The following is a 21,848-nucleotide window of genomic DNA, read 5'->3' on the forward strand; positions in this document are numbered from 1 at the left end:
GGCTTCAGCGCCGGACGGCAATCAGGACCAGGTCCTGCGTCGCCAGGCTGGCATTGGCCGGGCTGGCCAGCAGCTCGGCCTCGACGATCTCGAAGCCTGCGGCCGTCACCAGGGCCTGCACCTGCTCCGGCGTGCGCCAGGCGGTGAACATGCGGTCGCCGCTGGCCGAGGTCTCGACCCGTTCCGCCGGCTCGCTGCCGGTGACGGTGGACAGCAGCAAAGGCGCGCCGGGATTCAGCACGGCTGCCAGGTTGGCCAGGCAGCGTTCGGCGTCAGCCGCCGCCAGGTAGCTCAGGCCGAAGGCGAAGGCGGCACCGTCGAAGCGGCGGCCCAGCAGCTCCAGCCGGCGGCAATCCCCCAGCACGAAGCTCGCCGCCGGCACCCGCTCGCGAGCCTGAGCCAGCATCTGGGGCGCCAGGTCGACGCCCAGAACCTGCAGATCAGGTCGGTGGCGGACCGCGAAGCCGCTCACATTGCCGGGCCCACAGGCCAGGTCGAGGAAGCTTCCGCCCGAGGGCATCCGCGCCAGCAGGCGCCGGTAGTGCGCGTCGTAGTCGGGCAGCAGGAAGTACTTGTCGGCATAGCGGGCGGCATGGCGGTCGAAAGCCGCCACGGCGAGGCGGTTGCCGTCCTCACGCCCCAATTCGTAGCGGTGCTCAACGCAGGGCTCGCCGCGGAACTCGGTCGCCACGCTGTCCACCCGGCGCAGGCCCAGCCGCTCCAGCAGGCGGATGCTGGCTTCGTTGCGAGCATCGGTGATGGCGCGGACCCGCTGGACGCCCGTGGCCTCGAAGACCAGCTCGATCACCGAACGCACGGCCGCCGCCGCCAGGCCCCGGCCCTGCGCGCCGCGCGACAGCGTGAAGCCGACTTCGGCCTCCGTGCCGGTGGCATCGACGAACAGGCCGATGTCGCCCAGCAATGCCGAACCCTCTTCGTCGGCAATCGCCAGTTGCACCCAGCCCCCCGGGTTCGGCACGGGCAAGTCAGCCATTTCTGCGATGAAGGCAGCGGCCTGCTCGTCCGACATGGCCTGCCAACCCTGGTAGCGGCCCAGTTCGGCATCGCCCCGGTAAGCCTGGAAGGCCGCCAGGTCGCTGGCCATCAACCGGCGCAGCTGGAAACCGGCACCGCGGCGGGGCAGAAGTTCGTCGGCAAGCATCGGCGCATTGTTCAACAGCCGGGCCGGGCCCTCGGTTCGAATCACGCACATGACGCCATGCGCAGAATGCATAGGGTTAACCCGCATGATCTAGGTAGTTTCCCTAGAATGCCGCCATTCGCAACGCAAAGAGGAGATAGAAAAATGGAACTGCTGATCGTGAGCCTGACCCTGACGGCCGTCGCCCTGGTGGGCCAGCTGAAGGACCTGGTCGATACCGACGCCGCCGCCGCCCTGTAAGCTGCGCGACGCACCGATGGCAAGCAAGCCTCCTCCGGGAGGCTTTTTCATTGGTGCGTGCCACCATGCTGCCCGTCCAGACCGTCCGCCCCCTGCCATGTCCCTGCGCTACCAGACCCTGCCCGTCACCGCCTTCCAGCAGAACTGTTCCATCGTCTGGTGCGACCAGACTCTGGAGGCGGCCGTCATCGACCCGGGTGGCGAACTGCCTCGGCTGCTGGACTTCGTGAAGCGCCAGGGCCTGAGCCTCAAGGCGATCTGGCTGACCCATGCGCATATCGACCATGCCGGCGGCACCGGCGAGCTGGCCCGCCAGCTGGGCCTGCCCATCATTGGCCCGCACCACGGCGATCAGTTCTGGATCACCGGCCTGCCGCAGCAGAGCGCGATGTTCGGCTTTCCGCCGGCCGAGCCCTTCACGCCCACCCGCTGGCTGGAGGACGGCGACCAGGTCACGATCGGCCAGGAAACGCTGGACGTGCGGCACTGCCCCGGCCATACCCCCGGCCATGTGGTCTTTCATTCGGTCTCGGCCCGCCGCGCCTTCGTCGGCGATGTGCTGTTCGCCGGCGGCATCGGCCGAACCGACTTTCCCGGCGGCAGCCACGGCGAGCTGATCCGCTCGATCACCGAAAGGCTCTGGCCCATGGGTGACGACACGGTCTTCATTCCCGGACACGGACCCGAGAGCAGCTTCGGTACCGAGCGGCGGACCAACCCATATGTGGGCATGCGGTAACGCTGATCGCACAAGGTAAATTCCTCACAGGCAAGTCCAGCAACAATCACCGCTGGAGGCCCGCGGGCCCACCTACTCTCTCCCCCGCGCCAGTGTCGTTGGGGCGCAGGGAGAGAACAATGATCACCACCGACCACCTGTCGCCAGCGCCGCGCAACGCCGGGGCCGGCTACTGGTCCCAGGCAGAGCGGCGCAGCGCCGACTCGCTGAGCAGCCACTGGCTGAGCCTGGTGCTCGATGAGCTGGACTACGGCCTGCTCGTGGTCGACCAGCTTGGCCGCGTGCTGCAGAGCAATGCCGCCGCCCGCCAGGTGCTGACCACGGGCCGGCATCCACTGGAGCTGCTTGGCAATCAGCTGCAAGTCCGCCACGCCAAGGATGCCCAACCGCTGTTCGCTGCGCTGACCGCCGCTGAGACTCAGGGCCGGCGCTGCCTGTTGCGGCTGGGCGAGGACGATGCCCAGGCCAACGTCGTGCTGGTGCCGCTGAACCGCCAGGTTTCCCAAGCCGCCGTGCTGCTGGCGCTGGAGCGCCCGGCTTTGTGTGGCGAGCTGGCCGCCCAGTGGTTCGCACTGCGCTATGGATTGACCCCCACCGAGACCGAGGTGCTCAAGGCCCTGGGGGCCGGTGAACCGCCGACAGCCATCGCCACCCGGCAAGGCGTGGCCATCTCGACCGTGCGGACGCAGATCCAGAGCATCCGCGCCAAGTCCGGTGCGCAAAGCATCCGCGAGTTGCTGCACCAGCTCGCCGTGCTGCCGCCGCTGGCCTCGGCCTTGCGCCTCTGACCCGCCACCCAGACAAGGGCCTGCCCTGCTTGTGACCAACCACAGCCCCTGCCTACACTCGGCACGCGGGTCGGGCAAAGCCTGACCCCGCGACTGCATGGAGCAAGTGATCGCCCCCGATCCGGACCTGGCCCTGCTGCCACCCACGCTGCGCGCGCTGGCCAGCCGCGGTGTGCTGCGCGCCTACCGCAAGGGCACGCTCTTGATCGAGGAAGGCGAGCAGGGCGACAGCCTCTACCTGATCGTCTCCGGGCGGCTGCGCGCCTATGGCGGCGACGGCCGCGGCCGCGAGATCACCTATGGCGTCTACGGCCCCGGCGAGTATGTCGGCGAGCTGAGCCTCGACGGCGGCCCACGCTCGGCCAGCGTGATCACCGAAGAGGCCAGCCGCTGCGTGATGCTGACCCGCGCCAGCCTGCTGACCCACATGGCCATGCATCCGGATTTCGCGCTGGAGATCCTGACCAAGGTGATCCAGCGCACCCGCGCCGCGACACAGGCGATCAAGCAGCTGGCGCTGAACGACGTCTACGGCCGGCTCAAGGCACTGCTGGACAGCGGCGAACCCGAGCGCGGGCCGCGGCTCACCCATCAGGCCATGGCCCAGCGCCTGGGCTGCTCGCGCGAGATGGTGTCGCGCCTGCTCAAGGACCTGGAAACCGGCGGTTATCTGGAACGGCTCACCGCAGGCCGCTACCGCATCCTCAAGCCGCTGCCCTCGCGCTGGTAACCGGTCACTTGAGCGGAGCCGCCACCTCGAAGCGCTGCGGCGGCTTGGCAGATCGCTCGTACAGGCCCTGCACCTTGGGGATGTTGGCCTGGATGTCGCGGATCCGCTCCTTGCTGGGCGGGTGGGTCGAGAACCACTTGGGCGGCGCGCCCTTGGCGGCCTGGTTCATCTTCTCCCACAGGCTCACGCCGGCCGACGGGTCGTAGCCGGCGCGGGCCGCCAGCTCCAGGCCGACCAGGTCGGCCTCGCTTTCGTCCTCGCGGCTGAAACCCAGCTTGGTCAGCTCGCCAATGCCGCCGGCCACCGTGCGACCCAGGTCGCCCAGGCCCAGCAGGGCCGAGATGCCGGACACCGCGACATTGGTCGACATCGACTTGCCGATGCGCTCCCGCGCATGCTCGCGCAAGGCATGGGCGACCTCGTGGCCCATGATCATGGCCACCTCGTCGTCGCTCAGCTTGAGTTTCTCGAGGATGCCGTAATAGAAGGCAATCTTGCCGCCCGGCATGCAGAAGGCATTGAGCTGCGGACTGACGACGATCTGCACCGCCCATTTCCAGTCCTTGGCCCGCGAATTCCAGGGCATGGCCTGGGGAATGATGCGTTTGGCAATCTCGCGCAGCCGGCGCGACTGCGGATGATCGGCCGGCAGCAAGGCGTTCTGGCGCTGTGCCTCGCCCAGCAGCTGCTGATACTGCTGCGAGGCCGAAGCCTCGAGCTGGTCGGCCGGCACCAGCTTGGCCCAGCGGCTGGTGGAGCCGACCTCCACCCCCTCGCGCGCCGACGCCGGCACCAGGGCAACAGCAAGCAGGCCGGCCACCAGCAAGCGACGCGAGGACAGGGATTCAGGGCGGGCAGTGGTCTTGGACATGGCCGCATTCTGCGACAGGCCGCAGGCCCTTCGCCCAGGCCCGACAATAGCGCCCATCATGCTGATGCCTGCGCCCGACGCCCTCGCCTTCCGCTCCGCCCTGGGCATGTTCGCCACCGGCGTGACCGTGATCACCGCGCGCGCGGCCGACGGCAGCCTGGTGGGCCTCACCGCCAACTCCTTCAACTCGGTGTCGCTGTCGCCGCCGCTGGTGCTGTGGAGCCTGGCCAGGCAGGCCGGCTCGCTGCCGGTGTTCAGCCGCGGCTCGCATTACGCGATCAACATCCTGGCGGCCGAGCAGAAGGAGCTGGCCCAGCGCTTCGCCACCCGCGACATCGACCGCTTCGCCGGCCTGCAGTTCCGAGAAGGCGCCGGCGGCGCGCCGGTGCTGGACGGCGTGGCCGCCTGGTTCGAATGCGCCAACCGCAGCCAGTACGAGGAAGGCGACCATGTCATCTTCGTCGGCGAGGTCGAGAACTGTGGCCGGCGCGAAGCCGCCCAGCCGCTGATCTTCCACGGTGGCCGCTACTACACCGAGCTGCCGCTCTGAGGCGACGGCCACTCAGAACGCCAGCAGCAACTGAGCCCGCAACTGCCGCCGCGCCAGCGGAAAGTCGAAGCGGGCATTGCCCGGCGCCGGGCTGGGCTCGCGGGCATCGGCATCGAACAGGTTGTCCACCGCCAGCAGCAGGCTCCAGCCACCGCCCAGCTCGGGACTGCGCAGGCTCAGGTCGGTCAGGGTGTAGTCGGCCACCGGCGGCCGGGCATCGCCGGCCGCGCGCTTGCGGCCAGCCACATGACGGGCCTGCGCCTGCAGATGCCAGTCGGCCGGCAAGGCCAGATCCAGGCCCAGGCGCAGCAGGCGGCTCGGCACCTCGGCCACGGGCAGGCCGGCATCGGCATCGTGTGAACGCTGCCAGGCCAGCGCCGACTGCAGCTGGGCGCCCGGCATGAACTGCCAGCGCAGCTCGGCTTCCAGCCCCTTGCCGCGCTGGCGACCCTCGTTCTGCGCGGTGTTGCCGGTGGCCGGATTGACGTTGGGCACGAAGCGGATCAGCTCGCTCATGCGGTAGCGGAACAGGTTCAGCGTGGCACCCAGCCGCTCGCTCGGATGCCAGTCCAGCGCCAGCTCGGTCGTGCCGATGCGCTCCGGCGTGATGGCCGGATTGCCGAGCGCGACCGGATTGTTGCGGATATGGGCCTCGACGAAGGACGGGGCCCGGAACGCCTGGCCGTGCATCAGCTTGGCGGTCAGCTGCTGGCTGGCCTCCCAGACCAGGGCCACGCGAGGGTTGGTGGTGCTGCCGAAGTCCGAATAGCGGTCATGCCGCAGCCCGGCAGTCAGGGTCCAGTCACGAGCCAGGCTCCATTCGTCCTGCAGCAGCGCATAGACCAGGCGGCGCGAATGCCTGTCCATGAACAGGCCGTCGGCGCTGCGGGCATCGACCACCGCGCCCAGCGGCGCCGGAAACAGGCCCACGCCGGGCAGCAGCACGAAGCTGAAGTTCTTGAGCTCGCGGGTCTTGTCCACGCCGGCCAGCTGCCAGCCCAGGCCCCAGCGCAGGCGGTGGCCGGTCCAGCCGCTCCAGCTCAGGTCCAGCGAGGCGTTCAGGAGCCGGATATCGAAGCCGGGTGCACCCACCATGCCCTGCGGGTAGAGGCCGCCGAACGCGCCGGCCGGAAACAGCGTGTAGTAGCCATCGAACGAGCTCCACTGGCCGCCCAGATGGCTCTCCAGCAGCAGGTCGCTGGCCAGGTCTTCACGCTGCTGAGCCAGGTCCAGCGTCGTCAGGCGGCTGCGCAGCCGGTCCTGCGGCGCGAGAGCGCCAGCCAGGCCCGGACCGGAGCCGAGCAGGTCGCGCGCCTTGTGGCGTGTCCGCAGCGTCCAGGCCCCCTCGGCCAGGTCCAGCGCGGCGTCGCGGCTCTCGCTCTGCATCCGCATCGCCGCCGGCGCCAGCGAGGCATGGCTGCCGAACAGCGCATCGAGCGCGGACTGGGCATCGGCCTCGATACGTTCGTCGGGCCCGTCGCTGCGGGCCAGGCGCAGCGACGCCCCGACATGGCCGCCCTGCCAATCACGCCCCCATTGCAGGCTGCCGGCCCGGCCCCGGCGCGAAGCCAGTTGAACGCCGATCCGGGTGCCGGGGGACGCGGCCTTGGTGGTGATGCTGATCACGCCGGAAAAGGCGTCGGCGCCATACAGCGCAGAGCCCGGCCCGCGCACGACCTCGACCCGTTCTATGGTGTCCACCGGCATGTCCACCCACAGTGTCTCGGCCGAGCCGAAATAGATGGACTGCCGGCGCACGCCGTCGATCAGCACCAGCAGCTGCGGGCTGTAGTCGTGACTGATGCCGCGCAGCTGGTACTTGGGTTCGTAGGCGAAGGGCGAGCGCGAGACATGCAGGCCCGGCACCCGCTCCAGCACCTCGCGCAGGTCGGCCGCACCCATCGCCCGGATGTCGGCCGCGGTGAACACACTGGCCACCGCCGGCGCACGGTGCAGCGGCTGGCGGCTGCCCGTGGCAACCCGCACCATGGCGGCGTCGCCCCAGACCTGGGCCAGTTCCTGCTCCTCGCTGCTCTGGGCCCAGGCCGAGGAAGCTGCCAGGGCCAGCAGCAGACAGACGGACGTCGACTTGCTCATGGGGACGACTCCTCAGGACTGGGGCCCGGCCTCGGGCGCCCGACGCGGCAGCGTGATCAGGATGCGCGTGCCCTCGCCGCTCTGGCTCTCCACGGAAACACGGCCGCCCAGCAGGCCGGTCACCAGGGTGTGGACGATGTGCATGCCCAGGCCCGAGCCGCCCTGGCCGAAACGGGTGCTGAAGAAGGGTTCGAAGATGCGCTGGCGCACCTCGTCGCTCATGCCGTGGCCGTTGTCTCGGCATTCGACCTGCACACGGCCTTCGTCCAACGACCAGCAGCGCACCGTGACCGTGCCCGACTCGCGGCCCTCGAAGCCGTGCAGCAGGGCGTTCATCACCACATTGCCGACCACCTGGCCCAGCGGACCGGGGTAGCTGTCCATCTCTATGCCGGCCTCCAGCTCCTCGATCAGGCGGAACGGCGTGTGGCGGAAGCTGGGCTGCATGGTGTGCAGCAGCTCGCCCAGCACCTGGTGCAGGTCGAAGCGGCGTCGCGCATCGGTGGTCTGGTCCAGCGCCAGCTGCTTGAAGCCGCGCACGATGTCGGCGGCCCGCACCACGTTGCGGTGCACCAGCGAATAGCCATCGGCGCTGCGCGCCAGCGCGTCCATCAGCTCGCTGCGCTTGAGCAGGTTGGACTCGGTCAGGCGCTGCAGCCGGTGCAGGTCCTCCTCCAGGCTGGACGAGGCGATCAGCGCATTGCCCAGCGGCGTGTTCAGCTCATGGGCCACACCGGCCACCAACCGGCCCAGCGAGGCCAGCTTCTCGGATTCGACCAGCTGCTTCTGCGCCTCGCCGAGGTTGTCCAGCGCGCGCTGCAGCTCGGCGTTGCTGGCCAGCAGGGACCGGGTGCGCTCGGCCACGCGCTGTTCCAGCGTGTCGGCATGCTGCTGCAGCTGCTCGTTCTGCAGCAGCAGCTGGCGGTCGCGCTGCTCCAGCACTTCCATCATCTCGTTGAAGGCACCGGCCATCTGGGCGATGTCGCGCGGGCCGTCCAGCTGGGCGCGCAGGCCCATCTCGCCGCTACGCGCCCGGGCCATGGTGGCGGCCAGATCGCCCAGCGGCCGGGTCAGCCGGCGCGACAGCAGGCGCAGCGCCAGCAGCAGGCCCAGGGCCAGCAGCAGGCCGGCCCCGAAATTCCACAGCAGCAGGCGCACCACCAGGTCCTGCAGCTCGCCCTTGCCCTGCGAGAGCCGCACATAGCCCAGCAGCTCGCCCGGCTTCTGCTCCTCGGCCGCAAACGGCGAGGCCTCGCCGCCGCCAGAGCGCACCGGGGCGATGAAGCTCCAGGCCTCGGCGCTTTCCTGCTCCAGGTAGGGACTGCTGGCCTGGGCCAGCGGCTGCGAGGCGGCCAGGGCCGGCACATTGCCGCGGGCCAGCAGCTTGCGGCCCTGGGCATCCAGCAGCTCGACCCGGCGCACCGAGGGGAAGCTGAAGGCCCGGTCGATGGCGTCATGGGCGTTCTCGGCGCCGCCGGTCAGCAGGGCCAGCTGGCTCTGCTGCGCCAGGCTGCCGGCCAGGTTGAGGCCTTGCAGCACCAGGGTCTGGCGCGCCTGCTGGATGCTCTGCCAGGACGACAGCCCGGCCGAGGCCGCGCAGACCAGCAGCACGCCGAACGAGACCAGCAGGGTCAGCTGGCGCCGGAAATTGGCGCGCCGGATCGTGGCGAAGAAGGGCAGGCTGCGTTCCATGCCGCTCACTTCTCCGGCAGCAGCAGCTCGAAGCTGCGCATCTGCTTGGCATTGAGGTTGAGCGACAAATGCTGGGCCGTGCGCCAGTTCAGCGCCGCCTGCACCGCCTTGAGCGGCTGGGCCCCGCGCGGCGCGGCGCTGGCCTGGCCCAGATAGCCCAGGGCCAGCGTGGCCAGGTGGCGGCCCAGTTCCAGGTTGTCCGGATAGAGCGAGAACAGCACGCCCCGCCTCACATGGGCCAGGCTGCTGGAGAACACCACGATGTTGCGGTCCCAGGCCTCCTGCAGCACATAGGGCAGGACCGCCGCCTCGTCGACGCTGGCCGCGTCCTGCGGCAGCCACAGCGCGTCGTCGCGCGGCTGGGCGTTGGCGAAGAAGTCCTGGTACTGGCGCAGCGCGCCCTTGAGGTCGTCGACCTCGACGGCCCTCAGCTCCAGCTCCTGCTGGCGCGCCGCCTCGCGGGCAAAGCGCAGCAACCAGCCCGAGCTGCGAATGGAATGCACCAGGGTGACCCGCCGTGCCGTGGACTGCAGCGAGCGCAGCCGCTGCAAGAGCAGGGCCGGATCGGGATTGAGGCTCAGCAGCGTGGCGCTGCGCTGCTCACCTTCCGGCGGGCCGACGACACCGCCGCCCACCACCTCGATGCTGCGGTCCAGGGCCTCGGCCAGCCGCAGCCCCGCGCGGCCCAGCGCGATCACGACCTTGGGTGACTTCTCCAGCAGCGGTTTGAGCAGGCCGGCGCCATCGCCCTGGGCCGGCACGGCCAGGCGGCCGACCGGTGCCTGCACCTTGTCGTCAATGCCGTCGAGGATGCGGGCGAACACGCTGCGGTAGGGCTCGGCCACCTCGGGATAGAGCACCGCCACCTGACCCGCAGCCGGGGCCGCACGCACGCCGCCGACCAGCGCAAGCAGGCCCATCGCGCAGGCACGGCGGCGCGCGAGATCGGCTGGGTCGGCGGACAGACAGGGCAAGACGGAACTCCGGTGGGCGCAAGGCACCCCTGCCAGGATTCTGGCGCGTCGGCCCCGGTCCCGCCCCGGGGGAAAGTCAGGGGGTCGCCAGGGCCTGAAGTGCGACCAATTGCTCACGCAAGGACCGATTCTCGGCCTCGAGCGCGGCGACCCGCGCCTTGAGCTGTCCGACCTCGTCCGGCGGCGCTTCGACGCTCGCCTCCTCGGTCTCGGCGGGAAGTTCCGCTGGCATGCGCTTCTTGCTTTCGCGCACCCGCTTGGCCGCCTGCTTGAGCTCGTCCTTGCCGCCGGCCACGGCGGCCTGCTGCTCTTCGGCCGGCAGCGAGGCGACCACGGCCGCGGCGGCCAGCGAGATCTGGCCGGTCTTGACCGCCGTGACCAGCTCCGGCGCGGCCTGCTTCTGGATCTTCTCGATCTGCAACACCTGGGCACTGCTGATGCGGGCCGCGCGGGCCACGGCCTCGCGGGTGTTCAGCGGCTGGGCCGGTGGCAGGGCCGGCTCGGCGCTGACGGCCTCAGTCGCTGCTGCGGGCGCCTCGTCGGCCACGTCGCGCGCCAGCAGGGCCGCGCGGCGCGCCGCGATGATTTCCTTCTTGCGCAGGGCCAGCACGCCGCGCTGGAAGTCCGAAACACTGCGCCGGCCCAGGTGCTGGTCGATCATCCACAGGTGCACGTCCTCCAGCGTCTTGAAGCGCGTGTTCTGCACCGTGTTGAACGGCAGGCCGTGGCGCTGGCACAGGCGGTAGCGGTTGTGGCCGTCCACCAGCACCTCGCCCCACAGCACCAGCGAATCGCGGCAGCCCTCGGTCAGCAGGCTGCGCTCCAGCGCCTCCTCCTCGTCGGCGGTCAGGGGCTCGATATAGGCTTGCAGCGCGGGGTCGACAACGATGTTCATGCGGGGCAGGTCCGGCCGACCTTCTCAAAGGGCCGGCACTATATCTGCACCCGCGTCCCCAGCTCGACCACGGCGTTGTCCGGCAGGCAGAAGAACTCGGCCACGCTGCCCGAGTTGCGGCTCATGGCCGCGAACAGCCGCTCGCGCCAGCCGGCCATGCCGGCGCCCGGCGTCGGCACCACGGTCTCGCGGCTGAGGAAGTAGCTGGTCTCGAAAGCCGGCACGCGAAGGCCCTTGGGTTCGCACAGCGCCAGGGCGCGCGGCACGTCGGGCCTGTCCATGAAGCCGAAGTGCAAGCTGACGCGCCAGAAGCCCGGCGCCAGCGCCTGCAACTGCACCCGCTCCTGGTCGGCCACCCAGGGCCGGTCCTCGAACACCACGGTCAGGATCACATTGCTCTCGTGCAGCACCTGGTTGTGCTTGAGGTTGTGCAGCAGGGCCTGGGGCACGGTGTCCGGGTTGGCCACGGCATAGACCGCGGTGCGCAGCGCCTTGTTGGCGCTCTCGCCACTCGCCAGCGCTTCGACGAAGGGCTGCAGCTCCAGGCCCTCGGAGCGGATCGAGCCCATCAGCAGCTCGCGGCCGCGCGCCCAGGTGCTCATCACGCCGAACAGCAGCACGCCCAGGGCCAGCGGGAACCAGCCGCCGTCGAAGAACTTGATCGCGCAGCCGGCCACCAGCAAGGCATCCAGCGCCAGGAAGCCCAGGGTCACCGGAATGGCGATGAGGCGCGGCAGGCGCCAGCCCTCGCGTATCACCACATAGGTCAGCAGGGTCGTGATCATCATGGTCAGCGTGACCGCGATGCCATAGGCGCCGGCCAGGGCGGAGCTGGAGCCGAACATCACCACGGCCGCCATCACGCCGGCCAGCAGGGCCCAGTTGACGCCGGGAAGGTAGATCTGGCCGGCTTCGCTGGCCGAGGTGGCGCGGATTTCCATGCGCGGCAGGAAGCCGAGCTGGATCGCCTGCTTGGTCATCGAATAGGCGCCCGAGATCACGGCCTGCGAGGCGATCACCGCCGCCATCGCGGCCAGGGCCACGGCCGGCAGCACCAGCCACTCCGGGAACAGGCGGTAGAACGGGTTCTCTATGGCCGTGGGGTCGGCTATCAGCAGGGCACCCTGGCCCAGGTAATTCAGCGCCAGCGCGGGGAAGACCAGGCCGGTCCAAGCCAGGCGGATCGGCTTCGCGCCGAAGTGACCCATGTCCGCATACAGGGCCTCGGCGCCGGTCAGGGCCAGCACGATGGCGCCGACCGCGGCGAACAGCTGCCAGCCGCGCTGGGTCAGGAACTCCCAGGCATGCAGCGGATTCAGCGCCGCCAGGATCTGCGGCTGCTGCTGGATGTGGTGCAGGCCTATGACGGCCAGCACACCGAACCACAGCACGATGACCGGGCCGAAGACCTTGCCCACCACGGCCGTGCCGAAACGCTGGACCAGGAACAGGCCCACCAGGATGGCCAGCGAGATCGGCAGCACATAAGGCTTGAGGGCCGGTGTCGCTACCTCCAGGCCTTCGATCGCGCCCATCACCGAGATGGCCGGCGTGATCACCGAGTCGCCGTAGAACAGCGTGGCGCCGAACACGCCGAGCAGCAGCAGGGCCTTGCGCAGCCGCGGCTTGCTGCTGACCGCATGCGTGGCCAGCGCGGTCAGTGCCAGGCCGCCGCCTTCGCCGCGGTTGTCGGCCCGCAGGATCAGGATCACGTACTTCAGCGTGACCACCAGCATCAGGGCCCAGACGATCACGGAGATCGCGCCGATGATGTTGTGCGGGTCCAGGCTGACGCCAGTGGCCGGCAGGAAGACTTCTTTGACCGTGTACAGCGGGCTGGTGCCTATGTCGCCGTAGACCACGCCGATGGCGCCGAGGGTCAGGGCGGCCAGGCCGCTCTTGGGAAGGTGGGAGGGTGAGGGGGTGTTGTCGCTCATGATGGCCCGCAGCTTCGCGCCGCGGGCATCAGGAACGCATAAGTGGCGTGGCTACTTCTTGGCGCCGCGCAGCTTCTGTCCACCCTGCAGCAGCACGGCCGCCACCACCTGGCCCGTGCCATCGCGCTCGAACTCGACGACAGCGCCCACGGCCTTGATCTCGATGCGGTCCTTGCCCGTGGCTTCGGCGGCGATGGCCGGCTGGCCCGTGCCCTGCACCATCAGCCGGCCGTCCCGCTCGAAGACCTTGAGGCTGAACTGGGGCATCAGCTGGAACTCGCCGGCCCAGTCGCGCCAGGCCGCATTGCTGATGCTGGGCGCGGCCTCGACCAGGCCGACCCGGCGGCCTTCCATCAAGCCGCCCATCTGGCGCCAGGCGAAGCGCTCGACCACGCCATTCACCGGCGGCTGCGGACGCAAGAGCGCGGAGAAGCCCTGCGGATAGAAGTCGCCGTAGCTGTCGTAGCGCAGCTCTAGCTCGCCCTGGCCGGTGGCCTGGGCCATCAGCTTGTCGCCCTGCTCCCAGACCTTCACTTTCATGCCGGCCAGCTCGTACTCGCCGGCCATCGCCTTGCGCAGCGCTGCCGGTGCCTCGGCCGCCTTGCGGGACTTCAGCGCAGGCCCGTCCAGGCCCAGCAAGGCCAGGCCCAGATCGCTCAGACCGCCCAGGTCGGCCAGCGAGGTGTCGGCGAGCAGCACCACGCCGCGCTGTGCACCCGGCTCCAGCGCCACCAGCGAGGAGAAGCCGCCGGTGCCGCCTTCATGCATCACCAGCTCGCGGCCCTGCAGGCTGCGGCGCATCCAGTTCATCGCAAAGCCGTGGGCCAGCGGATGCTGGGTCTGGCGCATCAGGGCGACCGGCGCGGCCGGGCCTTCGCCCAGCTGGGCGCGGGCATAGCTTTCCATGTCGGCCAGCGTGGCCTTGACCATGCCGACGCCGGCCAGGTTGGTGGCAATGGTCCAGGCCGGTGTCGGCTCGCCGGTGGGCAGATGGCCGGCGGCCGGCATGGCGCCCGCGGGCTTGCTCACATAGGCCTTGCCCATGCCCAGCGGCTTGAACAGCTGCTCGCGCAGCGCCGCCTCGTAATCGCCGCCCAGGCTGCGCGCCACGGCCAGCGAGAGCAGCATCATTGCGTAGTTCGAATACTCGGCCTGGCTGCCAATCGCTCGCGCCAGCTTGACCTGGGCCAGCGAGGCCAGCAGCTGCGCCTCGGTCAAGGTCGCATAGGGATTGCTCATGTCGCCCATGGCCATGCCCGGCGGCAGACCCGGCAGGCCGCTGCTGTGGGTCAGGAGGTCGCGCACCAGGATCTGGCGCTCGCCCTGGCGCGGCACGGCCGTCCCCTCTGGCAGGTGCTTGGCGATGGGATCGTCCAGCGACCACTTGCCGCTCGCGACCAGGCCCTGGACCAGGTAGGCGGTCATGGTCTTGGTGACCGAGCCGATCTCGAAGGCCGCGTCCGGGGCCGGCGCCGGGTCCTTGCGGGTGCCGGCGCAGACCCGGGCCCGCAAGACCTGGCCCTTGTCTATCAGGGCCGCCTGCAGACAGGCCCCGGTGCGGTCGCCCAGGATGCGCGCCTCGATCTTCTGCTGCAGCGCCAGCTCGGTCTCGGGCAGTGGCGCTGCGCACAGCAGGGCGGGCAAGGCCAGCAGGGCCAGGGCGATCAAGTGTTTGCCTTTCGGTTGCTTCATGGTTTCTCCTCCTTGGTTGATTCGTTCAGACGGTCGAGTTCGTCGATCTGGCGCTGCAGCTTGCGGGCGGCCCAGAGGTTGAGCAGCACGATGGCCAGCATCAGCACAACGATCACGGCATGGATCCAGGGATGCCAGGCCGCGGCGGCCGGCGTGGCCAACTCCTGCTGGCGACCCCAGATGAACAGGGCCAGGCCCGGCACCAGGGGCCCGATGTACCAGAGCCAGACCGAGCGCAGGGCATCGCGCTGGCGCAGCAGCTCGCCACGGTGGAAGGCCAGCAGGTCCTGGCCCAGGGCCACGGACAGGTCACCGGCCTCGGCCCGCCGTTTCAGCTGCCACAGCACGACCAGGACGCCGGCCACGATCAGCAGGGCGCCCAGCTTGGTCGGCCAGGTCGGATAGATCCAGGCATAGAGCAGGAAGACCGGAATGACGATGACGGCCGACAGCCGTTCGCTGCGATTGCGCTTGGCGATGCGCTGGTTGAAGGCCGCGGCCTGGCGGGCCAGCTCCTCGGTCGGCCGGGCCTGCATCGGCTCGGCCGGCTGGGACTTCCACAGCTTGTGCAGTTCGTCGCTCATGACGGTACTCCCAGTCCCAGCTGCTTGGCCAGCAGGGCCTTGATGCGGTGGATCTTGGTGGCGACGTTGCGTGCCGACAGGCCGGTGATCTCGGCCATGGCGGCGGCGTCGAGTTCTTCCAGGTAGAGCAGCATCAGCTCGCGGTCCAGCGGCTTGAGCCGGTGGACCAGGGCCAGCACCCGCTGCAGGTCGAGCCGGCGCTCGGTGTGGTCCGGGTCCTGGCGTTCGTCGGCCAGGTGCTCGGCCTCCTCGAGCTCCAGCATGGGCGGCGACTTGCCGGCATGCTGCTGCACATGACGGGCGCCGACGTTATGCGCCACGCGGTAGACCCAGGTACGCAGCGAGCAGTCGCCGCGGAAGCCGGCCAGGCTCTGCCAGATCGCCAGGTGCAGCTCCTGCTGCAGCTCCTGGCGCAGGGCCGGGTCGCGCTCGTAGCCTCCGCAGAAGCGGGCCAGCTCCGCGCCATGGGCGTCCATCGCCTGGCGGTACAGCGGGTCCTGGGGGCTCGAAGCGCTCATGTGACAGGTAGTGCGGCCGCCCGGCGACTTCTTACAGGCGCTGCCAAGATTTTTCTCGTCAGTGCCCTTCGACCAGGCGGTAGCCCACGCCCGGCTCGGTCAGCAGCCGCTGCGGATCGGCCGGATCGGCCTCCAGCTTGGCGCGCAGCTGGCCCATGTAGAGCCGCAGGTATTGCGTGTGCTCGGTGAACTCCGGCCCCCAGACATCGGCCAGCAGCGCCCGGTGTGTGACCACCTGGCCGGCTGAGCGCACCAGCCGGGCCAGCAGCTTGAACTCGGTTGGGGTCAGGTGCTGCTCGCCGCCGTTCAGCACCACCTTGTGCGCCGCCAGGTCTACTTCCAGCCCATCGCGCTCGTAGCGGGTGATGGCTGGCTTGAGCAAGGTGCCGCGGTGGCGCAGCGCCACGCGCATGCGGGCCAGCAGCTCGCCTATGGAGAAAGGCTTGACCAGGTAGTCATCGGCGCCTGCATCCAGCAAACGGACCTTGCTGCCGTCCTGGTGGCGGGCCGAGATCACCAGCACCGGCGTGCCCTTGCTGCGGCGCAGCTCGGCCAGCAGCTGCTCGCCATCGCCATCGGGCAGGCCCAGGTCCAGCAGCACCAGGTCGGGCGCCTGGTCATGCTGCAGCAAGGCCCGGCTTTCGCACAGGCTGGCAGCGGTCTGGACCGCGTAGCCCTCGACCTGCAGCGCATCGCGCAGCGTGGCCCGCAGTTCCTTGTCGTCTTCGATGAGGAGGACTCGCATATTCATGTCGGCTGTTCCGCCACCGGCAACCAGCATTCGAAACTGGAACCGCCATGCGAGCGGGCGCGATAGCGCATCTCGCCGCCATGGGCGCGGGCAATCGCGCGGCAGGCCGCGAGCCCCACACCGGCGCCGCGGGCCGGTGCGGCATCGGGCCGCTGGCGGTCCAGCTCCTGGCCGCGCTGGAACACCTCGAAGATGCGTTGCCGCCAGGCCGGCGGCACGCCGGGGCCGCGGTCGCGCACGGCCAGCACCAGCTGGTCGCAAGGAAACGCCGGGCCGCCCCAAGTTTCCTTGGCCCCCTCGGGGGGAGGGCCGGACGCGGGCCGGCCCTGGGGGTGCTCAACTCTCTCGCGCCGCACCAGGATCTCGATGCCGCTGCTGCCGGCGTACTTGAGCGCGTTGTCCACCAGGTTTTCCAGCAGCTGCGTGAGCAGCAAGGCATCACAGCGCAAGAGCGGCAGCTCGGGCTCCAGCCGGGCGCGCAGCTTGGGCCCGTCCTCGGCCTCCAGCGCGCGGCGCTGGCGCACGCGGCGCAGCACGGCACCGACCAGCTCTTCGGCCGATTCCCAGTCCAGCTTCAATTGCACGCCGGGGGCGTCCAGCCGCGCCAGCTGCAAGGTGTTGTCGGTGAAGCGCGAGAGCGAGCGGGTTTCGTCCATCACCGTCTCGACCAGGCGGCGGCGCTGCGCCGCACTCAGCTTGTCGCCCTGCTCCTGCAGCGCCGAGGCCGCGCCCAGGATGGTGGCAAGCGGCGTGCGGTAGTCGTGCGAGATGGCAGCCAGCAGCGCATTGCGGGTGGCCTGGCCCTCGGCCTCGTCATGAGCTCGTTGCGTGGACCGTTCGGCAACGCGGCGCTCCAGGGCCTGGCCCATCAGATCGCTCAGGGCCTGGGCCTGCTCGCGCTGGCCGGTGTCGACCGTGCCTGGCAGCGCGATGCGGACCGCGCCATGGCTGGCCTGGCGGCCACGCATGGGCAGGTACCAGGCCGGCAGCTCCTCGTAGCGGCCGGTGCCGGGACCGAAGGCCTGGCCGGCGCGCAGGCAGGCCCAGAGCCCGTCATGCGCATCGGCATCGGGCGCGCCGAGCAGCAGGGCCGCGGCATCGTCGTTGCGGGCCGGCAGCTGGTCCAGCAGGCACAGCAGCTGCACCGGTCCGGCAGACAGCGGCTGCAAGGCCTCGACCAGCAGCGGCGCCTGCTCCGCCGGCTGGGCGGCATCGCGCAGCCGGTCGGCCAGGCGACGCAGCGCCTCGGCCTGGGCCGCATGACGCTGCGCCACCAGGGCCTGCCAGCGCAAGCGCGCCAGTAGGATGGAAGAGATCCAGCTCAGCAGCAGCATCGAACCCAGCAGCAATGCATGCGAGCGCAGGTCGACGGCGAAGCTGCCGCGCGGCGGCACGAAACACCAGTTGAAAGCCATCACGGCCAGCAGGCTGCTGAGCATCGACGCGGGCACCGGCTGCCACAGCGAAGCCAGGGCCGCCGACATCACCAGCAGCATGGACAGATTGGCCAGGTCGACCCGGCCGTCCAGCGCGAACATCGCCAGCCAGCCTAGCGCCCAGACCAGCAGGGCGGGCCAGCGATGCTTGCCGGGCAGGGGCTTCAGCAGTTCCATGGCGGGCACGGTAACAGGGCCGGCATCAGGAAATCATCAGGAAGGACTTGAATCGGGCCGCGCCGGCCCCATGTGCCCGCCCATCATGCTGATCGCCTGCCCCCACTGCTACACCAAGAACCGCGTGCCCGCCGAGCGCGCGGCCGAGGACCCGACCTGCGGCCGCTGCGGCAAGGCCCTGCTCAGCGGCCAGGTGGTGGAGCTGGACGAGACCGGCTTCGACGCGGTGGTGGGCAGCACCGAGATCCCGGTGCTGGTCGACTTCTGGGCGCCCTGGTGCGGACCCTGCCGAATGATGGCGCCGCAGTTCGAGGAGGCGGCGCGGCGGCTCAAGGGCCGCGCCCTGCTGGTCAAGGTCAACAGCGACGAGGCGCCGCGGCTTTCGCAGCGCTTCGCCATCCGCAGCATTCCCACGCTGATCCGCTTCGAGGCCGGCCAGGAGCAGCAGCGCATCTCGGGCGCGCTGCAGGCGGCCCAGATCATCGGCTGGATGCAGTAGCCCGGCCCTCAGGCCAGGCGGCCCACCGGCAAGGCCTGCGGCGCCGCGAGCTGCTGGCGCCAACGCACGGCGCCCAGGCCCAGGGCCAACGCCAGCTGCAAGGATCCATACAGCCAGATGGGCACGCCCGCCAGCCTGTAGAGCACATAGCCCAGCAGGGCGCTTGCGACCACGCAAAAGATCAGCCGCAGCGAAGCCCGGCCGTTGCTGGGCTCGCGGGCCCAGTCGCGCCAGCACACCACCACCGGCAGCAGATAGGCCAGCAGGAAAGGCAGCAGCAGCTCGACCGACGCCCCGCTGTAGGCCATCACGCCTACGGCCACGACCAGGCCGAGCAGCCAGGTCATGCCGAACTGCACGAGCCAATGCCAGGCCAGCTGGCGGTTCAGCTCGCGGCCGCGCGGCACGCCGGGCAAGAGCACCAGCAGGCGCTGCTCGTGGCGGGTCTTGACCAGGGTGCGGCCCATGCCGGTCAAGGGCGACAGCAGGGCGCTCATCAGGCCTATGGTCAGGCCGAAGCTGCCGGCGCGCAGGAAGTCGGTGAAGGGGATGGGAATCCACAGGCCGGCCAGGCAGACCAGGATGAAGATCGTGCCGAACATCAGCAGGCCGCTGAGCTGGGCGGTCCAGTGCGCGGCCGGGCCCAGGCCCAGCATCAGCCTGGAGCTGATCGTGGAAGGATCGCTGCTCGCACTGAGCCGCTCGAGCTGGCGGTGATAGGGCGCGCGGTTCAACCGGCTGAACCAGGCCAGCGGCGCCGGCAGCCGGCTGTTGTCCCAGGTCTGGGCACCGACGCCCTCACGCGCCACCTCGCGCCAGTACTGGGCACGGGAATAGGCGTTGCGATGGGCTCCGCCGCCATCGCGCAGCAGCTGGACCAGGGGCAGCGGCAGCACGAGCAGGGTCAGCAACATGCACAGGTAGGGGCGGGTCTGCAGCAGCTCGACCGGACCGGCCAGCCAGCCCTTCTTGTAGAACCAGATGGCGAGCAGGGGCAGCACCCAGATCACGGCCCAGCCCAGCGGCCAGCGGATCATCACCGCCAGCGTGGCCACGCTCCAGGCGGCGATCAGCCAGGCCGGCATCAGCGACAGGCCGACCAGCATCAGCGAGGCCGCGCCCAGCACGCTGGTGAACAGCCAGCCGGCCACCATCACTTCACGCAATCGGGCCAGATGGCCGGGCACCAGCCGCGCCGAGTTCGGCTGGTTCTGCAGCAGCAGGTTGTAGACCAGGCCGCCCCAGGCTATGCAGGCCAGGATCAGGATCAGATTGCCGATGACGCCGCCGGCCACCCGCCACGAACCCTTGGAGACGACCAGCAGCAGGGCCAAGGCCAGCACCGCGGCCGCCACGAGGCCCAGCGTGCGCCAGCCCTGGTCGTTGCCGCGCTGCTGCGGGCCATGGGCCAGGATCAGCTTGTAGGTGGCGATATTGTTGATGTTCATTGCGTCAGCTCCATGAACAGGTCTTCCAGCGAAGGCGCCTGGCTCAGCATGGCCGACGGCAGATCGGGCTGGCCTGCGGTGAAGCGCAGCAGCCAGCGCTCGCGGCCGCCGTCCAGGGCCTGGGCCGTGAGTCGCGTCACGCCTCGCTGCTGCAGCAGCGGCTGCAGCTGGCTGCTCGGGCCGGTCACTAGGCGGCAGCTTTCCAGCAGCTCGTCCAGCGGCGCCTGCAGCGCGATGCGGCCCTGGCTCAGGAAGGCGATGTTGAAGGCCACGCGCTCCAGGTCCGACAGGATGTGGGTGGAGAACACCACGGTCGTGCCGCGGTCAATCACCTGCTCGACCAGCTCGCGCAGGAAGTCGCGCCGACCGGCCGGGTCCAGGCTGGCCACCGGCTCGTCCAGCACCAGCAGGTCGGGCTCATGGGCCAGCGCACGGATGATGGACAAACGCTGCTTCTGGCCGCCGGACAGCCGGGCGATGGGCTTGTCGCGGGCAATGTCCCAGCGCGACATCAGGCCCTCGACCTTGGCCTCGTTCCAGCGCGGATAGAAGCTGCGGAAATAGGCCAGCAGCTGCAGCGGCGTCAGCCACTCGAACAGATCGGCCTGCTGCGGCACATAGCCGATGCGGGCACGCGCCGCATCGTCCAGGCCCGCCACCGGCCGGCCGAACAGCGTGGCCGTTCCGGCACCGGGCTCGCGCAGGCCCAGCAGGGTCTCCAGCAGCGTGGTCTTGCCACCGCCGTTGCGGCCCAGCAGGCCTATCACCTGGCCGGGCAGCAGCTGCCAGTCCAGACCGCGCAGCACCTGCTGGCTGCCATAACTGACCTGGATGCCCTGCAGCTGGGCCGACGCGCTGGGCAGCGCCTGCTCGGCCAGCAGACCGACCGAGAGATTGGAGGAAGCGACGGTGGTGGTGGCGTTCATGATGGGGGCGTCTTTCTTGGGTTCGTTCACTTCAGGTCGTCGGCAAGGATTTGCTTGAAAAGGGCCAGCACCTGGCTGGCCGGCAGCTCAAGCTGGCGCGCCTCGGTGGCGGCGCGCTCCAGCAGCGGGCGTAGCAGCTCGACCCGCTCGGTGGTCGGCTGGGCTTTCTGGTGGCTGGCTGCCACCACCATGGGCAGGCCGCGGCGGCGCTGGAACAGGCCTTCGGCCTCCAGCTGGCTGTAGGCCTTGGAGATGGTCATGGGATGGACGGCCAGGGCCGCCGAGATCTCGCGCACCGACGGAATCTCGTCACCCGCCCGGAGCTGGCCGGCCGCGATGAGACGCCGCGCCTGCTCGATCAGCTGGCGGTAGATGGGCTCGGTCGAGCCGGTGTTGATCTGGAAAAGCGAAGGGTCGGTCACGGTGATTTCCTGCGTGTACTAGTACAGTAGTACACGTGGACACCGGCGTCAAGCCCCACCGCTTGAACGCGGGGGCTTCAGCGGTCGAAAGACCAGTTCAGGCCCAGGCTCCACCAGGCCGCGCCCGCCGCGGCGTGGGTGCGCGCGCGACTCAGATCGATGGACCAGGCTTCACTGACCGTGTGCCGGAGGCCGAACCGATGGTGCAGGCTCACGCCGTCATGCCAGCGCTCCAGCAGGCCCTGCCAGCGCGGCAGCGGCTGCCATTCGAGGGCAACACCATGGCGATCGTGATCCGGAGCTCGGGCATGGAAGTCGCGGCCGACGTTGAGATGGATCGTCAGCTGCTCAAGCGGTGTCCAGCTCACAGGCAACAGCAGCGACTGGCCGGCATGGCGCGGCGAAGCGCTCTGCCAGGTCGTGCCCCAGACCAGGCCCCAGCCGAGGCCGGGCTGCAGCTCACGGGCCCACTTGAGCTGCAGCCCGGCGCTGCGCAGGGCCGTATCGCCGGCCCGGGCCAGGCGGTCCAGGTTCAGCCCCAGCTCCAGGCCCTGCACATGACAGGCCGGGCCCAGGTGCTGGGCCCGGTAGGCGTGGTGCCCCCGCTCCAGCCAAGCCTCCAGCTGGCATTGGCCGGGGCCGAGCATGGCCGCGTCGTCGACCGCATGGTGGCCGCCGGCTGCCTGGCAGAGCGCGGTCGACAGCAGCACTGCCGCCCCG

21 protein-coding genes are annotated in these 21,848 nt (G+C 70.0%); 5 read left to right on the plus strand and 16 right to left on the minus strand.

The features are described 5' to 3' along the window. Positions 1 to 4: 4 nt before the first annotated feature. Positions 5 to 1,162, minus strand: coding sequence for a bifunctional GNAT family N-acetyltransferase/class I SAM-dependent methyltransferase (locus QT382_RS13550; RefSeq protein WP_289254558.1), 1,158 nt, complete (start codon positions 1,160 to 1,162; stop codon positions 5 to 7). 337 nt (positions 1,163 to 1,499) lie between these two features. Here QT382_RS13550 and QT382_RS13555 point away from each other — a divergent pair, with 337 nt between their 5' ends. The 3 genes from QT382_RS13555 to QT382_RS13565 all read left to right on the plus strand — a co-directional run bounded on the left by QT382_RS13555 (position 1,500) and on the right by QT382_RS13565 (position 3,659). Beyond that, a complete protein-coding gene (locus tag QT382_RS13555; protein ID WP_289254559.1) occupies positions 1,500 to 2,141 on the plus strand; it encodes an MBL fold metallo-hydrolase in 642 nt (213 codons plus the stop codon). Between the two features lie 119 nt (positions 2,142 to 2,260). Next, positions 2,261 to 2,929 carry a helix-turn-helix transcriptional regulator gene (locus tag QT382_RS13560; RefSeq protein ID WP_289254560.1) on the plus strand — a complete coding sequence of 223 codons (669 nt, stop codon included), beginning with the start codon at positions 2,261 to 2,263 and terminating at the stop codon, positions 2,927 to 2,929. 97 nt (positions 2,930 to 3,026) lie between these two features. Beyond that, a complete protein-coding gene (locus QT382_RS13565) occupies positions 3,027 to 3,659 on the plus strand; it encodes a Crp/Fnr family transcriptional regulator (protein ID WP_289254561.1) in 633 nt (210 codons plus the stop codon). A gap of 4 nt (positions 3,660 to 3,663) precedes the next feature. On the opposite strand, the gene QT382_RS13570 is transcribed toward QT382_RS13565, so the two are convergent. Next, positions 3,664 to 4,530, minus strand: a complete 867-nt coding sequence (locus tag QT382_RS13570) for a M48 family metallopeptidase (RefSeq protein WP_289254562.1) — start codon at positions 4,528 to 4,530, stop codon at positions 3,664 to 3,666. 58 nt (positions 4,531 to 4,588) lie between these two features. Between QT382_RS13570 and QT382_RS13575 the strand changes: the two genes are divergently transcribed. After that, positions 4,589 to 5,080 carry a flavin reductase family protein gene (locus QT382_RS13575; RefSeq protein ID WP_289254563.1) on the plus strand — a complete coding sequence of 164 codons (492 nt, stop codon included), beginning with the start codon at positions 4,589 to 4,591 and terminating at the stop codon, positions 5,078 to 5,080. A gap of 12 nt (positions 5,081 to 5,092) precedes the next feature. Here QT382_RS13575 and QT382_RS13580 read toward each other — a convergent pair whose 3' ends face one another. The 10 genes from QT382_RS13580 to QT382_RS13625 all read right to left on the minus strand — a co-directional run bounded on the left by QT382_RS13580 (position 5,093) and on the right by QT382_RS13625 (position 17,833). Further along, the gene (locus QT382_RS13580) at positions 5,093 to 7,177 is read right to left on the minus strand and encodes a TonB-dependent receptor plug domain-containing protein (protein ID WP_289254564.1); all 2,085 of its coding nucleotides are present in this window, start codon (positions 7,175 to 7,177) and stop codon (positions 5,093 to 5,095) included. A gap of 12 nt (positions 7,178 to 7,189) precedes the next feature. After that, positions 7,190 to 8,869: a sensor histidine kinase gene (locus QT382_RS13585; RefSeq protein WP_289254565.1), complete on the minus strand. Its 1,680-nt coding sequence runs from the start codon at positions 8,867 to 8,869 to the stop codon at positions 7,190 to 7,192. 5 nt (positions 8,870 to 8,874) lie between these two features. After that, complete coding sequence (locus tag QT382_RS13590) at positions 8,875 to 9,843, minus strand: type 1 periplasmic-binding domain-containing protein (RefSeq protein ID WP_289254566.1); 969 nt, start codon at positions 9,841 to 9,843, stop codon at positions 8,875 to 8,877. 76 nt (positions 9,844 to 9,919) lie between these two features. Then, positions 9,920 to 10,738, minus strand: coding sequence for a plasmid replication/partition related protein (locus QT382_RS13595; protein WP_289254567.1), 819 nt, complete (start codon positions 10,736 to 10,738; stop codon positions 9,920 to 9,922). Between the two features lie 38 nt (positions 10,739 to 10,776). Then, a complete protein-coding gene (locus tag QT382_RS13600) occupies positions 10,777 to 12,675 on the minus strand; it encodes a potassium transporter Kup (protein WP_289254568.1) in 1,899 nt (632 codons plus the stop codon). Between the two features lie 51 nt (positions 12,676 to 12,726). Next, the gene (locus QT382_RS13605; protein WP_289254569.1) at positions 12,727 to 14,367 is read right to left on the minus strand and encodes a serine hydrolase domain-containing protein; all 1,641 of its coding nucleotides are present in this window, start codon (positions 14,365 to 14,367) and stop codon (positions 12,727 to 12,729) included. After that, positions 14,364 to 14,951 carry a hypothetical protein gene (locus QT382_RS13610; RefSeq protein ID WP_289254570.1) on the minus strand — a complete coding sequence of 196 codons (588 nt, stop codon included), beginning with the start codon at positions 14,949 to 14,951 and terminating at the stop codon, positions 14,364 to 14,366. Before QT382_RS13610 ends, QT382_RS13605 begins: the two co-directional genes overlap by 4 nt. Further along, positions 14,948 to 15,469: an RNA polymerase sigma factor gene (locus QT382_RS13615; RefSeq protein WP_289254571.1), complete on the minus strand. Its 522-nt coding sequence runs from the start codon at positions 15,467 to 15,469 to the stop codon at positions 14,948 to 14,950. The genes QT382_RS13610 and QT382_RS13615 overlap by 4 nt, the downstream gene beginning before the upstream one ends. 58 nt (positions 15,470 to 15,527) lie before the next feature. Then, a complete protein-coding gene (locus QT382_RS13620; RefSeq protein WP_289254572.1) occupies positions 15,528 to 16,220 on the minus strand; it encodes a response regulator in 693 nt (230 codons plus the stop codon). Beyond that, positions 16,217 to 17,833 carry a sensor histidine kinase gene (locus tag QT382_RS13625; RefSeq protein ID WP_289254573.1) on the minus strand — a complete coding sequence of 539 codons (1,617 nt, stop codon included), beginning with the start codon at positions 17,831 to 17,833 and terminating at the stop codon, positions 16,217 to 16,219. Before QT382_RS13625 ends, QT382_RS13620 begins: the two co-directional genes overlap by 4 nt. A 70-nt stretch (positions 17,834 to 17,903) precedes the next feature. Between QT382_RS13625 and trxC the strand changes: the two genes are divergently transcribed. Next, on the plus strand, positions 17,904 to 18,332 hold the full coding sequence (gene trxC, locus QT382_RS13630; RefSeq protein ID WP_289254574.1) for a thioredoxin TrxC: 429 nt from the start codon (positions 17,904 to 17,906) through the stop codon (positions 18,330 to 18,332). An 8-nt stretch (positions 18,333 to 18,340) separates the two neighbouring features. On the opposite strand, the gene QT382_RS13635 is transcribed toward trxC, so the two are convergent. The 4 genes from QT382_RS13635 to QT382_RS13650 all read right to left on the minus strand — a co-directional run bounded on the left by QT382_RS13635 (position 18,341) and on the right by QT382_RS13650 (position 21,838). Next, positions 18,341 to 19,780, minus strand: coding sequence for a hypothetical protein (locus QT382_RS13635; protein WP_289254575.1), 1,440 nt, complete (start codon positions 19,778 to 19,780; stop codon positions 18,341 to 18,343). Continuing rightward, on the minus strand, positions 19,777 to 20,706 hold the full coding sequence (locus tag QT382_RS13640; RefSeq protein WP_289254576.1) for an ABC transporter ATP-binding protein: 930 nt from the start codon (positions 20,704 to 20,706) through the stop codon (positions 19,777 to 19,779). Before QT382_RS13640 ends, QT382_RS13635 begins: the two co-directional genes overlap by 4 nt. Positions 20,707 to 20,732: 26 nt before the next feature. Next, the gene (locus QT382_RS13645; RefSeq protein WP_289254577.1) at positions 20,733 to 21,128 is read right to left on the minus strand and encodes a GntR family transcriptional regulator; all 396 of its coding nucleotides are present in this window, start codon (positions 21,126 to 21,128) and stop codon (positions 20,733 to 20,735) included. A gap of 77 nt (positions 21,129 to 21,205) precedes the next feature. Beyond that, the gene (locus QT382_RS13650) at positions 21,206 to 21,838 is read right to left on the minus strand and encodes a PA4824 family protein (RefSeq protein ID WP_289254578.1); all 633 of its coding nucleotides are present in this window, start codon (positions 21,836 to 21,838) and stop codon (positions 21,206 to 21,208) included. Positions 21,839 to 21,848: the final 10 nt, after the last annotated feature.

Origin of the sequence: Pelomonas sp. SE-A7 (assembly GCF_030345705.1) — a bacterium.
GTDB lineage: Bacteria > Pseudomonadota > Gammaproteobacteria > Burkholderiales > Burkholderiaceae_C > JAUASW01.

Bases quoted from the DNA above. Each gene is read 5' to 3' on its own strand.
- QT382_RS13550 (WP_289254558.1), bottom strand. From the start codon at position 1,162: ATGCTTGCCGACGAACTTCTGCCCCGCCGCGGTGCCGGTTTCCAGCTG.
- QT382_RS13580 (WP_289254564.1), bottom strand. From the start codon at position 7,177: ATGAGCAAGTCGACGTCCGTCTGTCTGCTGCTGGCCCTGGCAGCTTCC.
- QT382_RS13555 (WP_289254559.1), top strand. From the start codon at position 1,500: ATGTCCCTGCGCTACCAGACCCTGCCCGTCACCGCCTTCCAGCAGAAC.
- QT382_RS13615 (WP_289254571.1), bottom strand. From the start codon at position 15,469: ATGAGCGCTTCGAGCCCCCAGGACCCGCTGTACCGCCAGGCGATGGAC.
- QT382_RS13600 (WP_289254568.1), bottom strand. From the start codon at position 12,675: ATGAGCGACAACACCCCCTCACCCTCCCACCTTCCCAAGAGCGGCCTG.
- QT382_RS13575 (WP_289254563.1), top strand. From the start codon at position 4,589: ATGCTGATGCCTGCGCCCGACGCCCTCGCCTTCCGCTCCGCCCTGGGC.
- QT382_RS13620 (WP_289254572.1), bottom strand. From the start codon at position 16,220: ATGAATATGCGAGTCCTCCTCATCGAAGACGACAAGGAACTGCGGGCC.
- QT382_RS13595 (WP_289254567.1), bottom strand. From the start codon at position 10,738: ATGAACATCGTTGTCGACCCCGCGCTGCAAGCCTATATCGAGCCCCTG.
- QT382_RS13605 (WP_289254569.1), bottom strand. From the start codon at position 14,367: ATGAAGCAACCGAAAGGCAAACACTTGATCGCCCTGGCCCTGCTGGCC.
- QT382_RS13625 (WP_289254573.1), bottom strand. From the start codon at position 17,833: ATGGAACTGCTGAAGCCCCTGCCCGGCAAGCATCGCTGGCCCGCCCTG.
- QT382_RS13560 (WP_289254560.1), top strand. From the start codon at position 2,261: ATGATCACCACCGACCACCTGTCGCCAGCGCCGCGCAACGCCGGGGCC.
- QT382_RS13585 (WP_289254565.1), bottom strand. From the start codon at position 8,869: ATGGAACGCAGCCTGCCCTTCTTCGCCACGATCCGGCGCGCCAATTTC.
- QT382_RS13610 (WP_289254570.1), bottom strand. From the start codon at position 14,951: ATGAGCGACGAACTGCACAAGCTGTGGAAGTCCCAGCCGGCCGAGCCG.
- QT382_RS13640 (WP_289254576.1), bottom strand. From the start codon at position 20,706: ATGAACGCCACCACCACCGTCGCTTCCTCCAATCTCTCGGTCGGTCTG.
- QT382_RS13635 (WP_289254575.1), bottom strand. From the start codon at position 19,780: ATGAACATCAACAATATCGCCACCTACAAGCTGATCCTGGCCCATGGC.
- QT382_RS13570 (WP_289254562.1), bottom strand. From the start codon at position 4,530: ATGTCCAAGACCACTGCCCGCCCTGAATCCCTGTCCTCGCGTCGCTTG.
- trxC (WP_289254574.1), top strand. From the start codon at position 17,904: ATGTGCCCGCCCATCATGCTGATCGCCTGCCCCCACTGCTACACCAAG.
- QT382_RS13565 (WP_289254561.1), top strand. From the start codon at position 3,027: ATGGAGCAAGTGATCGCCCCCGATCCGGACCTGGCCCTGCTGCCACCC.